The organism is Paraburkholderia gardini (genome assembly GCF_907164575.1).
Lineage (GTDB): Bacteria > Pseudomonadota > Gammaproteobacteria > Burkholderiales > Burkholderiaceae > Paraburkholderia > Paraburkholderia gardini.
On the sequence record NZ_CAJQYY010000020.1, the window covers coordinates 16,584 to 30,285 of the forward strand.

Consider the following 13,702-nt stretch of genomic DNA (forward strand, 5'->3'; position numbering starts at 1 on the left):
GTGCCATTTCTACAGATCTTCGCTGTGCGTAAGCCTGTCGCGCGATGCGGGAAGCCGGGCGGATTCAACCTGTTGCCGTATCGCGAGCGTGACAGGCGTCTTGCGCGACGACGCTGCGCGCTTGAGTGGTCCGGTGCGGCCGCCGCAGGTGCTGTTGCGGCATTGATGCTGGCGGGCTGGCACGCATTCGAGGGGGCGCGGCTCGACGCACAACGCGCGTCGGTTGAACGCGCGCTCGCGCAATTTGCGGCGCCGCTCGCGGAGCAGGGCGCGCTTCTTCGCGATGCGCGGGAACGCGAAGCGCGTGAGGCGCAGGCAGCGATTGCATCGGCACCGCTTGTGCATCTGCTCGATCTGATGGAAGCGTTGAGCGAAGACGATGTGCCTGATAGCGACGGCGTCGTTGTGCAGGAAATGCGACATCGTCCGCACGAAACCGAATTTCGCGCGGTGGCCGTCAATCACGTCGCTCCCGCTGCGTGGCTCAGGCGACTGGCGACGGTGCCGGGTTCGGAGAACGTGGAGATGAAAGAGCTGCATCGAACGTTGCCGGGAAACGGGCCGCTCATCTCACCGGCTGCACGCGCAGCGGTGGAATTCGCAGCGCGTGTGCGCTGGGCAGGTGTTCCGGGTGACTCAACGAGAGCGTCTGTACCGGCGAACTCAGGCGCGGTGAGCGCAAACGCGCAGGCAGACAACATGAGAGGTAAAAAATGAACAGTGCGGTTGCCGGCCGTCTGGCCAATGCGAATGGAAGCGGCCTCGTTGCAACATTGCTCGCCCACGCCCGCCTTCCACCTGAAGCGTGGAGTGGGCGTCGTCGATCCGCGTTCGCTTTTCTGGTTGCGCTCGCGGTCTTTCTCGCTGGGGCCCACGCCTGGCAACGCGCGGATCTGGGCGGCGCGCGGTTGAGCCGCTCACTCCTCGAGCAGGCGCGACAAAATCTGGGCGAGGCGCGGCAGGCGACGACGCGGTTGCCTGCGTTGCGTAGCGCGGCTGCGAACGCACCCGCACTGCGCGATGCAACGAACTGGACGTCCGCGGACGATCTGCATGCGGTATCGCAGCTAGCCGGCAAGCACGGCGTGGAATTGTTGACGCTGGAACCGCAACCGCTGACCGGAACTGGAATCACGGCAACGCGACCTCTGCGCCTCACGGCGCGCGCTGATTTCGCCGGGTGGCTGGGATTTCTGCGTGGTCTGTCAGATCTGCCGACGCTTGTCGTGCCGGGCGACGTGACGATCAAACGGCAAGGCGACATGCTGACGATCAACGCGACGCTCGATACGTTTCCCGCACTGCGTCCCGTGTTTGCGCGGCAGACTGGAGAGTCGACGGCTGATGCAGACGAAGATTTCCTTTTCTTCGATCCGTTTTCACCCGTGAACAGACCGCTGATGGCGGAAGATGCGTCGCTGCGTCTCGTTGGCCTGTTGCGCAATTCTCTACGGGGTCTTGCACTGGTTGAGACACCCGATGGCGTTACCGCAGTGACGGTCGGCGATCATCTGGGTGTCGAGCACGTGACGCGTATCGACGCGCCCGGCGTCGGGCTCGCCGGAAACGGCCGCACACGCACGCTGACGTTCGCGGAGATGGCGTCATGACCGGGACGCTACGTTTTTACGGCACGCTGTGCTGGCTATGTCTTTGCCTGAGCGTCGGTACGACGCTGGTGCATGCGTCGCTGCCGCCGTTGCCCGAATACATGCCGATGGACGATGCACTGGCTCCCTACGGATTGCCGCCGTTACCCGGTAGCGCCAATGCTGGCGCGTCGAACACGTTCGACGACGGCATGGCGGCGGAACGTGCATCGTCCATGGATATGGGAGATGGCTCGGCAACGGGTCCCACTTCGGGTGAAATCCCGAAGGACCGCGAGGCATCTGGTGAAACAGCGGCTACCGGAGGCCCGCCATCGAAATCGCCCGGCGGTGATGCAAGTGCCCAGCCGGTGCTGGAGGGGCCGCCAGTCCCGCTTGCATCGCCGCAGCGAATGAGTCAGCCGACGCCCGCGGCAACGGACGACACACAGGACGCCGCCCGGCCAATCACGCTCAACTTCCAGCATGCGGAGCTTGGCGCGGTTCTCGATGCGTTCGCGCGCTTCACGGGGCTCAATATCGTCGCAAGCGAGCGGGTGCGCGGCTTTGTTTCATTGCGGCTCGACAAGGTACCCTGGCGCGCCGCGTTCGATACGTTGCTCGATGTCAACGGCCTTGCGATGGAGCGGCGCGACAACGTGATCTGGGTCGCCCCCATCGCGGACCTCGCCGCGCGCGAGAAGCAGCGCTTTGAAGCCCATGCGCGGGCCGCCGATCTGGAGCCGCTCGCAAGCCGCATGTTCGAGCTGCACTATGCGCACGCCGAGGACATCCGGAAACTGCTGGGTGCCTCGGGCGCGCAGCGCGTGCTGTCCAAACGCGGTTCCGTCATGGCCGATCCGCGGACCAATCTGCTGTTCGTCACCGACATCGCGGGGCGTCTCGCGCAGATTGCCGATCTGCTTGCGTCGCTTGACCGGCCGACGCGCCAGGTGCTGATCGAGGCGCGCATCATCGAAGGCGAGCAGGGGTTTTCGCGCAATCTGGGCGTGAGGCTGTCGATGAGCGCCACCAATACCGACGACACTTCGCGCGGATTGAGCGGCGGCAAGGAGGGCGCCGTCTACGATCTGTCGGCACGGCCCATTGCGGGCTTCGACGCGGCGACGGCCGGGCTGACGTTATTCGCGGCTCACGCCACGCGGCTCCTGAACATCGAGTTGAGCGCGCTGGAGGCCGAGGGGCACGGTCAGATCGTTTCCAGCCCGCGGGTCGTGACAGCCGACCGCATGAAGGCGGTCGTCGAGCAGGGTACGGAGCTGCCGTATCAGGCCAAGGTCGGGCAGGGCGTCTCCGGCGTGCAGTTTCGCCGCGCGACGCTCAAACTGGAGGTCGAACCGCAGATTACGCCCGACGGCCGGGTGATCCTGGACCTCGACGTGGCGAAGGACAGTGTCGGAGAGCAAACCGATGCTGGGCCGGCGATCAACACCAAACATGTGCAGACGCGGGTCGAGGTGGAAGACGGCGGGACGGTGTCGATCGGCGGCATTTACGCCTCCGACGACCGTAACGATGTGACGCGGGTGCCGCTCCTGGGCAAAATACCGCTTTTGGGCGCGCTTTTTCGCCATACGGCGCACCGTGACCAGCGCAGCGAACTGGTCGTTTTCATCACGCCACGGGTTGTGCAGACGAATTGACGGCCGGTCGCAGCGTCCGGCTGCAGGCTCGACAAGGCAGTCGCTTTGCCTTTAAGCTGCGGCACGAACCATACCGGATTAGCCAGAGGACACCGTTGCAACCGCGGGACGCAAACGCCAATGTATTTTTTGTAGGGCTCATGGGGGCGGGTAAAACCACCGTGGGCCGGGCGGTGGCGCGCCGGCTGGACCGCCCGTTCTTCGATTCCGACCATGAAATCGAGGCGCGTACGGGCGCGCGCATCGCCACCATCTTCGAACTCGAAGGTGAGGCGGGTTTCCGCGACCGGGAAGCGCACACCATCGCCGATCTGACCGGCCGCGACAAAATCGTGCTGGCGACCGGCGGCGGCGCGGTGCTGCGGCCCGAAAACCGGGAAGTGCTGAGCAGCCGCGGCCTCGTCGTCTATCTGCGGGCCAATCCACATGATCTCTGGCTGCGCACCCGCCGGGACAAGAATCGCCCGCTGCTGCAAACCGAAGATCCGAAAGGCCGGCTCGAAGCGCTGTATTCGGTGCGCGATCCGCTTTACCGCGAATGCGCCGATTTCGTCATCGAAACCGGGCGTCCGTCGGTCAACGGGCTCGTCAATATGGTGCTGATGCAGCTCGAGATGGCCGGCGTCGCCAGACATCCTGCGTCATAATGGCAGGCATGATTACCGTCAACGTCGAACTGGGCGAACGCGCCTATCCCATCCATATCGGTGCCGATCTGATCGGCCAGACCGCGCTGTTCGCACCGCATATCGCGGGCGCGTCCGTCACGATCGTCACCAATTCCACCGTCGATCCGCTGTACGGCGACGTGCTGCGCCGCGCGCTGGCGCCGCTTGGCAAACAGGTTTCGACGGTCGTCTTGCCGGACGGCGAGGCGCACAAGAACTGGGAAACGCTCAACCTGATCTTCGATGCGCTGCTGACCGCCCGCGCCGATCGCAAGACGACGCTCATCGCGCTCGGCGGCGGCGTGATCGGCGACATGACCGGTTTCGCCGCGGCATGCTACATGCGCGGTGTGCCGTTCATCCAGGTGCCGACAACGTTGCTGTCGCAGGTCGATTCGTCGGTGGGCGGCAAGACGGGCATCAACCATCCGCTCGGCAAGAACATGATCGGCGCGTTCTACCAGCCGCAGGCGGTGATCGCGGACATCGGCGCGTTACGTACACTTCCTGCGCGCGAACTCTCGGCCGGTGTCGCCGAAGTCATCAAGACGGGCGCCATTGCCGATGCCGCTTTCTTCGACTGGATCGAAGCAAACATCGAAGCGCTCAACCGTTGTGAGCCGCAGGCGCTCACCGAGGCGGTCAAGCGTTCGTGCGAGATCAAGGCGTCGGTGGTCGCGGCTGACGAGCGCGAAGGCGGACTGCGGGCGATCCTCAATTTCGGTCACACGTTCGGACACGCGATCGAGGCGGGCCTCGGTTACGGCGAATGGCTGCACGGTGAAGCCGTCGGTTGCGGCATGGTGATGGCGGCGGATCTGTCGGTGCGTCTCGGTCATCTCGACGAGGCGGCGCGCACGCGTCTGGTGGACGTCATCGTGGCTGCACACCTGCCCACGCGCGCGCCCACGCTGGGTGATTCGCGGTACATCGACTTGATGAAGGTCGACAAGAAAGCACAGGCCGGCGCAATCAAATTCATCCTGTTGAAGCGTTTCGGCGACACGCTGATCAGCGAGGCACCTGACGACGTCGTTCGCGCAACCCTCGCGGCGGCAGTCTGAGCACAGCCCGCGCGTGCTTGCGTCGGCGTCGCCCATGAACTGGAGAGACCGGTGAGCGAAACGCGCAGCGACATGTCGACCGATCCACGCGGTAGCCAGGCGCCGGGCGTGGCGACGCTTTCTCCGCTTGCCGCACTCGAGCAGCATCTCGCGCCCTACGCGGCGCATTCGGCGCAGTCGCGCGGGCGCCGTTATCCGGAGCGGCCGCCCAGCGCACGCACGGAATTTCAGCGCGACCGGGACCGCATCGTTCATTCCACGGCGTTTCGTCGTCTCGAGTACAAGACGCAGGTTTTCGTGAACCACGAAGGCGACCTGTTTCGCACGCGTCTCACGCACAGTCTCGAAGTCGCGCAGATCGCGCGCTCCGTCGCGCGCAATCTGCGCGTGAATGAGGATCTGGTCGAAGCCATCTCGCTCGCGCACGACCTCGGGCATACACCGTTTGGCCATGCGGGCCAGGATGCGCTCAACGAATGCATGCGTGAGCACGGCGGCTTTGAACACAATCTGCAAAGCCTCACCGTTGTCGACGATCTGGAGGAGCACTATGGCGGCTTCGACGGACTCAACCTCTGCTTTGAAACGCGCGAAGGTATCCTGAAGCACTGTTCGCGTGAGAACGCGCGCAAGCTCGGCGCGCTCGGCGAACGTTTTCTCGAAGGGCGTCAGCCGTCGCTCGAAGCCCAGATCGCGAATGTCGCCGACGAGATCGCGTACAACAATCACGATGTCGACGATGGTCTGCGCTCCGGTCTCCTGACGATCGCGCAACTCGCCGAAGTCGAGCTATGGCAAACGCATCACGAAGCGGCGCGTGACGAGTATCCGGATATCGAAGGGCGACGGCTCGTCCACGAAACGGTCCGGCGCATCATCAACACGCTGATTGTCGATCTGATCGACACCACGACGCGTAATCTCGCGGAACATGCGCCCCGTTCGCTCGACGACGTGCGCGGCGCACCGCCGCTCGTTGCGCACAGCGAACACGTCGCCGCACAGGCGGCGGTGCTCAAGCGCTTCCTCTTCAAGAACCTGTATCGCCACTATCGCGTGATGCGGATGGCGAACAAGGCGCGCCGCGTTGTCGTGGGTCTGTTCGATGCGTTCACCGATGATCCGCGTCTGCTGCCGCCAGGCTATCAGTCGAATCAGGAAGCGCAGCAGCCACGGCTGATCGCGCACTACATCGCTGGCATGACGGACCGGTATGCATTGAAGGAATACCGGCGACTGTTCGTCATTGACGACAACTAGGGGTATCGCCCGTCTCATAGCGTCACCCCATGACGTCGGGCAGCCATCAGCACGTGAGGCGCCTCAATCGTCAACGCAAGGCAAAACGGCGAGTGCGCCGAAACGCACCGCCTCCCCTCAGGGCCATCTCCCGCGCCAGCAAGCGCCGCGAGCCTTCCGGCCGGGCACGAAACCGGCCTCTAGCGCATATTGTTCCGCCCAAGCAACGCCCCGGCGACGAGCGCGATCCCGCCAACGATGGCGATGGTTTTCCACGGATTGTCGTGCACGTAGTCATCGGCATCGGCCATCGCCACTTCGGCGCGTTCGCGTACGGCTACGCGCGTGTCGTCGAGCCGCGCGCGTGCCGCGTCGAGGCGTTTGCGCAACTGTGCGCGCAGCGCGGCCGCATCCGCCGACGTGCCGTCGGCCAGTGTTTCCTCAAGCTCCGACATCAGCGAGCGCAATTCAGTGCCAATGTCTTCGGCAGCGTGACGACCGTGCCGTGCAATGCGGCGTGCCCGGCGGCCTGTCGAATTCAGCGAATCTCCAATGGCGTCGCGTGTATTCGGTAGTGCGTTCATGGTGGCTCCGTCGATGATGGATTGGCAAAAATCCCGCGTCATCGTGCGGGAAACACGTTCTCATGCAACTTCGGTGCCAAACCCAGGAACGCCTTCCCGCAGACGATTGCAGCGATTTGCCGTACCAGCGAGCACGGCGACGTTGCACGGCGGTGGTCAAAATTACAAACCTTGATCGGGCACCCCTCAGGCCGTCCGCCGGACAAAACAAAACGCCGTGATGAATAAATCATGACGGCGTTTCTTGTTCAAGCCCCCAAATCTCGACTACGCTTAGCCTAGAAGCGGTAACCGACATTGATGTACGTGACGATCGGGTTCAACTTGATCTTCGTTTCCGAAGCGACCGTGAGCGTGCCGACCGGCGTGTTCGCCTGAGTATTGAGCTTGGCCGTGGTACTCAGCGGCACGTACGACACTGACACGCCTGCGAACCAGTGCTGGTCGATGGCGAACGTAAAGCCGAGATTGAACACGGGTGCCCACGAACTATCCGTGGTTACCGATGTCGGACCATGCAGCACGCCTTGTTCGAACTGGCTGTTCGTGATCTGCTCGTCGGTGAACCACGTACGGGTCACGCCGAGCCCGAGGTACGGACGAAACCTCGATTCAGGCGCGCGGAAGTAGTACTTGAAAAGCAATGTCGGGCTCCACTGTCTTGCTTCACCGAGCTTGCCGAACGATGCAAACTGACCGGTACCGTTGAGGTCGAACTTGGGCGGAATGCCCATCACGAGTTCGGTCGCGATGTGGTCGGTGACGAAGTAACCAGCGGTGAAGCCTGCCGTGTCGGCGTCGCTCAGACTGGCGCCTGTGTTCGGAATTTCGATGTTGACGGGCGAGCCGCCGACGCTTGTTTCCTTAAGCGGATGACTGCTGTCTTGAGGGGCGAGGTGAAACCAGCCCGTTGTAACGTAAAAAGTGCCGGCCGACTGGGCATGTGCTGTCGTGATGCAAGCCAGCGCAGCCATCCCTGTAATGGCTTGTTTTAATTTCATCTGTGCTCCTCCTGAAAAAGCCCGCTCATTATGACCAGAACGTTTCAAACAAACACACGCGCCAGTTAGAGGCTTCTCCCTAAGCTCCGCGCGGTTTCTGGCGAAGCCAGGCGGCACCGGACCTCGCGCCCGCATGGCTTTACGGACCCCTCGGGTAATCACTAACGCGTCTATTGGATAATCCAGCATGGCACGGCTAGCACGTCTTTATGTCCCCGACCAGCCGCAGCACGTGATCCTGCGCGGACTCGACCAGCAGCCCGCATTTGTCGACGACCAGGACTACGAGCTCTTCATCGATTGCCTCAAGGCAGCATCGCGTGATCATCGTCTGGCGATACACGCGTACGTGCTGATGCCGGGCGCGGTGCAACTGCTTGTCACGCCCTCCGAAGAGTCGAGTCTGCCCAAGGCGATGCAGGCCGTCGGGCGTCGCTATGTGGCGCACTTCAACCGTCGCTATGCGCGACGCGGCACGCTGTGGGAAGGGCGCTATCGCGCGACCGTGATCGAAGGCGAGCGGTACTTTCTGCTCGCGAGCCGCGTCGTGGAGATGTGCCCGGTGCGCATGCAGCTCGTGAGCACACCGGAGGACTATCGCTGGTCGAGTTACCGGCATCACATCGGCCTGACGCTCGACAGCCTCATCACCGATCATCCGTTGTACTGGTCGCTCGGCAACACGCCGTTCGAACGGCAACGTGCCTATCGCGAACTCTGTGAACAACCGCTCGACGAACGCGAGACAAACCAGCTTCAGCAAGCCACCCTGAAAGGCTGGGTGCTCGGTAGCGAGACCTATCGCGAGTGGGCGGCGCGTGCCGCGAACCGGCGCGTGTCGCCGTTGCCGCGAGGCCGCCCGCGCAAGGTCCGTGAAACGCCGCAGACGCAATAAGCCTTTTCGGATCAACGCGCTGCAAAACCGACGGCATCTTCGCATGCCGTTTTCTTTTGCATCGATTTGATGCGGCACTAATAAAAATTCACCGCGATGCACCAATCTGATAATCGGGGTCGTACCATCGTGTTTTATTTGCTATTCATTTGATTCGTCGCGTATATTTCGATTTCCGGCGATTCCCGAGCGTGCAGCATTCTGGAAACTCGACCTGCCCGCGGTTGCAGTGCTGGCCGCAGGCAACAGAAAAATGGTTCAACGGCCGATCGGCCCCCTACAGACGGTGTCCCCATGAACGACCACCTGCAACCGATGTCTTCGGTTCCCGCCGAGCAAGGGCTCTACGACCCGCAAAACGAACATGACGCCTGTGGCGTCGGCTTCGTCGCCCACATCAAGGGCAAGAAAAGCCACGAGATCATCCAGCAGGGCCTGAAAATCCTCGAGAACCTCGATCACCGGGGCGCCGTCGGCGCCGATCCGCTGATGGGCGACGGCGCGGGCATCCTGATTCAGGTGCCGGACGGCTTCTACCGCGAGGAAATGGCGAAGCAGGGCGTGACGCTGCCGCCGGAAGGCGAGTACGGCGTCGGCATGATTTTCCTGCCGAAGGAACATGCATCGCGTCTCGCGTGCGAGCAGGAACTCGAACGTACGGTGAAAGCGGAAGGCCAGGTCGTGCTGGGCTGGCGCGACGTGCCGATCGACCACACGATGCCGATTTCGCCCACGGTGAAGGCGAGCGAGCCGCTGATCCGCCAGATCTTCATCGGCCGTGGCAAGGACATCATGGTCACCGACGCGCTCGAACGGAAGCTGTACGTGATCCGCAAGACCGCGAGCCACCGCATCCAGGCGCTCAAGCTCAAGCACGGCAAGGAATACTTCGTGCCGTCGATGTCGGCGCGCACGGTCGTCTACAAGGGGCTGCTGCTGGCGGGGCAGGTCGGCGTGTACTACCGCGACCTGCAGGATGACCGCACGGTGTCGGCGCTCGCGCTCGTGCACCAGCGCTTCTCGACGAACACGTTCCCGGCATGGGAGCTGGCTCACCCGTACCGGATGATCGCCCACAACGGCGAAATCAACACGGTGAAGGGCAATGTCAACTGGCTGAACGCCCGTACCGGCGCGATCGCGTCGCACGTGCTCGGCGACGACCTGCCGAAGCTGTGGCCGCTGATCTACCCGGGTCAATCGGATACGGCCTCGTTCGACAACTGTCTCGAACTGCTCGTGATGGCCGGCTACCCGCTCGTCCACGCGATGATGATGATGATTCCGGAAGCGTGGGAACAGCACACGCTGATGGACGACAATCGCCGCGCGTTCTACGAATATCACGCCGCGATGATGGAGCCGTGGGACGGCCCCGCCGCCATCGCGTTCACCGACGGCCGTCAGATCGGCGCGACGCTCGACCGTAACGGTCTGCGTCCGGCGCGCTATCTGATCACCGACGACGACCTCGTCATCATGGCGTCGGAATCGGGCGTGCTGCCTGTTCCCGAGTCGAAGATCGTCAAGAAGTGGCGTCTGCAGCCGGGCAAGATGTTCCTGATCGACATGGAACACGGCCGCATCATCGACGACAAGGAACTGAAGGACAACCTCGCGAACGCGAAGCCGTACAAGAGCTGGATCGACGCCGTGCGCATCAAGCTCGACGAGATCGAGCCGAAGGCGGAAGACGTCGTCACGGAACGCCGCGAAGCGGCTGCGCTGCTCGATCGCCAGCAGGCGTTCGGCTACACGCAGGAAGACCTCAAGTTCCTGATGGCGCCGATGGCGCAGGCGGGCGAGGAAGCGATCGGCTCGATGGGCAACGACTCGCCGCTGGCGGTCATGTCCAGCAAGAACAAGACGCTCTATCACTACTTCAAGCAGCTGTTCGCGCAGGTCACGAACCCGCCGATCGATCCGATCCGCGAAAACATGGTGATGTCGCTGGTGTCGTTCGTCGGCCCGAAGCCGAACCTGCTCGACACGAACAACATCAACCCGCCGATGCGTCTCGAAGTGTCGCAGCCGGTGCTCGACTTCCGCGACATCGCGAAGATCCGCACGATCGATCAGTACACGGGCGGCAAGTTCAGCTCGTATGAACTGAACATCTGCTATCCGGTGGCCTGGGGCAAGGAAGGTATCGAGGCGCGTCTCGCGTCGCTGTGCGCGGAAGCCGTCGACGCCGTGAAGTCCGGCTACAACATGCTGATCGTGTCCGACCGCCGCACCGACCGCGACAACGTCGCGATTCCCGCATTGCTGGCCACGTCGGCGATCCACACGCACCTTGTGCAGCAAGGTTTGCGCACGAGCACGGGGCTGGTCGTCGAAACGGGTTCGGCGCGTGAAACGCATCACTTCGCGCTGCTCGCGGGCTACGGCGCGGAAGCCGTGCACCCGTACCTCGCGATGGAAACGCTCGCGCAGCTCGCGGCTGGCATGAAGGGCGACCTGTCGGCGGACAAGGCGATCTACAACTTCACGAAGGCAGTCGGCAAGGGCCTGCAGAAGGTCATGTCGAAGATGGGCATTTCGACGTACATGTCCTACACCGGCGCGCAGATTTTTGAAGCCGTCGGTCTGGCTGAGGATCTGGTCGCGAAGTACTTCAAGGGCACGTCGTCGAAGGTCGGCGGTATCGGCCTCTTTGACGTCGCTGAAGAAGCGATCCGCCTGCATCGCGAGGCGTTCGGCGACAACCCGGTGCTGTCGACGATGCTCGACGCCGGCGGCGAATACGCGTATCGCGTGCGCGGCGAAGAGCACATGTGGACGCCGGATGCGATCGCCAAGCTGCAACACTCGGCGCGCAGCAACTCGTACCAGACGTACAAGGAATACGCGCATCTGATCAACGATCAGACGAAGCGTCACATGACGTTCCGCGGCCTGTTCGAATTCAAGTTCGATCCGACCAGAGCGATTCCGCTCGACGAAGTCGAATCCGCGAAAGACATCGTCAAGCGCTTCGCGACGGGTGCGATGTCGCTCGGCTCGATCTCGACGGAAGCGCACGCCACGCTGGCGGTTGCGATGAACCGCATCGGCGGCAAGTCGAACACGGGCGAAGGCGGCGAGGACGTGAACCGTTACCGCAACGAACTGCGCGGCATTCCGATCAGGAACGGCGACACCATGAGGTCCGTGATCGGCGATGAAGTGATCGTCGACATCCCGTTGAAGGATGGTGATTCGCTGCGCTCGAAGATCAAGCAGGTGGCGTCCGGCCGCTTCGGCGTGACGGCGGAATACCTCGCCTCGGCCGACCAGATCCAGATCAAGATGGCGCAGGGCGCGAAGCCGGGCGAAGGCGGCCAGTTGCCGGGTCACAAGGTGTCCGAGTACATCGGCAAGCTGCGTTACTCGGTGCCGGGCGTGGGCTTGATCTCGCCGCCGCCGCACCACGACATCTACTCGATCGAAGATCTGGCGCAACTGATCCACGATCTGAAGAACGCCAATTCCGCCGCAAGCATCTCGGTGAAGCTGGTGTCGGAATCCGGCGTCGGTACGGTCGCGGCGGGTGTTGCCAAGGCGAAGGCCGATCACGTCGTGATCGCGGGCCATGATGGCGGCACGGGCGCTTCACCGCTGTCGTCGATCAAGCACGCTGGCACGCCGTGGGAACTCGGTCTCGCCGAAACGCAGCAAACGCTGGTGCTGAACCAGTTGCGCGGCCGTATCCGCGTGCAGGCCGACGGCCAGATGAAGACCGGCCGCGACGTCGTGATCGGCGCGCTGCTCGGCGCGGACGAATTCGGCTTCGCGACGGCGCCACTCGTCGTCGAAGGTTGCATCATGATGCGCAAGTGTCATCTGAACACGTGCCCGGTCGGCGTTGCGACGCAGGATCCGGTGCTGCGCGCGAAGTTCAAGGGCCAGCCGGAACACGTCGTCAACTTTTTCTTCTTCGTTGCTGAAGAAGCGCGCGAAATCATGGCGCAACTGGGCATCCGCAAGTTCGACGACCTGATCGGTCACGCCGAACTGCTCGACATGAAGAAGGGCGTCGAGCACTGGAAGGCGAAGGGTCTCGATTTCTCGCGGGTGTTCTATCAGCCGCAGGTCCCCGCGCAAGTGGCGCGCAAGCACGTCGACGTTCAGGACCACGGTCTTGAGCGCGCGCTCGACCACACGCTGATCGAGAAGGCGAAGGCCGCGATCGAGACGGGCGAGCACGTCTCGTTCATCCAGCCGGTGCGCAACGTGAACCGTACGGTCGGCGCGATGCTCTCCGGCATGATCGCGAAGAAGTACGGCCACGACGGTCTGCCCGACGACACGATTCACATCCAGCTGAAGGGCACGGCCGGCCAGAGCTTCGGCGCGTTCCTCGCGAAGGGTGTCACGCTGGACCTCGTTGGCGATGGCAACGACTACGTCGGCAAGGGTCTGTCGGGTGGCCGCATCATCATCCGTCCGACGAACGATTTCCGCGGCAAGTCCGAGGAAAACATCATCTGCGGCAACACGGTGATGTACGGCGCGATCGAAGGCGAATCGTTCTTCCGGGGCGTCGCGGGCGAGCGCTTCTGCGTGCGTAACTCGGGTGCGACGGCGGTTGTCGAAGGCACGGGCGACCACGGCTGCGAATACATGACGGGCGGCACGGTGGTCGTGCTCGGCGAAACGGGCCGTAACTTCGCGGCCGGCATGTCGGGCGGTATCGCGTATGTGTTCGATCCGGACAACCTGTTCGCCGGCAAGTGCAACAAGTCGATGGTCGCGCTCGAACCGGTGCTGCAAACAGCCGAACAGGAACGCACAGTCGACCGTGCGCTGTGGCACGCGAACCAGACCGACGAAGCATTGCTGAAGGGCCTCATCGAGCGTCACTTCCAGTTCACGGGCTCGCCGCGTGCAAAGGCGCTGCTCGAAAACTGGGACGCCGCGCGACGCCAGTTCGTGAAGGTATTCCCGACGGAATACAAGCGCGCGCTGGGCGAAATGGGCGCGAAGAAGGCAGCGAAGGAAGTACTCGCCGCGTAA

Annotated in this window: 10 protein-coding genes; 8 read left to right on the forward strand and 2 right to left on the reverse strand. The window is 63.1% G+C overall.

The features are described 5' to 3' along the window. The 6 genes from LPA34_RS17165 to LPA34_RS17190 all read left to right on the forward strand — a co-directional run bounded on the left by LPA34_RS17165 (position 1) and on the right by LPA34_RS17190 (position 6,245). Positions 1-717 (forward strand): fimbrial assembly protein, encoded by a 717-nt coding sequence (locus tag LPA34_RS17165; protein ID WP_228980272.1) that lies wholly within the window; start codon positions 1-3, stop codon positions 715-717. Continuing rightward, positions 714-1,610 carry a pilus assembly protein PilP gene (locus LPA34_RS17170; RefSeq protein ID WP_228980274.1) on the forward strand — a complete coding sequence of 299 codons (897 nt, stop codon included), beginning with the start codon at positions 714-716 and terminating at the stop codon, positions 1,608-1,610. Before LPA34_RS17165 ends, LPA34_RS17170 begins: the two co-directional genes overlap by 4 nt. Then, entirely contained in the window at positions 1,607-3,253 is a 1,647-nt protein-coding gene (locus LPA34_RS17175) for a type IV pilus secretin PilQ (RefSeq protein ID WP_228980276.1), read from the forward strand. Before LPA34_RS17170 ends, LPA34_RS17175 begins: the two co-directional genes overlap by 4 nt. Positions 3,254-3,348: 95 nt before the next feature. Continuing rightward, positions 3,349-3,900, forward strand: coding sequence for a shikimate kinase (locus LPA34_RS17180; RefSeq protein ID WP_228882612.1), 552 nt, complete (start codon positions 3,349-3,351; stop codon positions 3,898-3,900). An 8-nt stretch (positions 3,901-3,908) separates the two neighbouring features. Then, positions 3,909-4,985, forward strand: coding sequence for a 3-dehydroquinate synthase (gene aroB / locus LPA34_RS17185; RefSeq protein WP_228980278.1), 1,077 nt, complete (start codon positions 3,909-3,911; stop codon positions 4,983-4,985). 51 nt (positions 4,986-5,036) lie between these two features. Continuing rightward, positions 5,037-6,245 (forward strand): deoxyguanosinetriphosphate triphosphohydrolase, encoded by a 1,209-nt coding sequence (locus LPA34_RS17190; protein WP_407672608.1) that lies wholly within the window; start codon positions 5,037-5,039, stop codon positions 6,243-6,245. A 179-nt stretch (positions 6,246-6,424) separates the two neighbouring features. Here LPA34_RS17190 and LPA34_RS17195 read toward each other — a convergent pair whose 3' ends face one another. Further along, on the reverse strand, positions 6,425-6,808 hold the full coding sequence (locus LPA34_RS17195; protein ID WP_228980280.1) for a DUF883 family protein: 384 nt from the start codon (positions 6,806-6,808) through the stop codon (positions 6,425-6,427). A gap of 278 nt (positions 6,809-7,086) precedes the next feature. Next, on the reverse strand, positions 7,087-7,809 hold the full coding sequence (locus LPA34_RS17200; protein WP_228980282.1) for an OmpW/AlkL family protein: 723 nt from the start codon (positions 7,807-7,809) through the stop codon (positions 7,087-7,089). 187 nt (positions 7,810-7,996) lie between these two features. Between LPA34_RS17200 and LPA34_RS17205 the strand changes: the two genes are divergently transcribed. Then, on the forward strand, positions 7,997-8,704 hold the full coding sequence (locus tag LPA34_RS17205) for a transposase (protein WP_228980284.1): 708 nt from the start codon (positions 7,997-7,999) through the stop codon (positions 8,702-8,704). Positions 8,705-8,998: 294 nt separating this feature from the next. Continuing rightward, positions 8,999-13,702, forward strand: coding sequence for a glutamate synthase-related protein (locus tag LPA34_RS17210; RefSeq protein ID WP_228980289.1), 4,704 nt, complete (start codon positions 8,999-9,001; stop codon positions 13,700-13,702).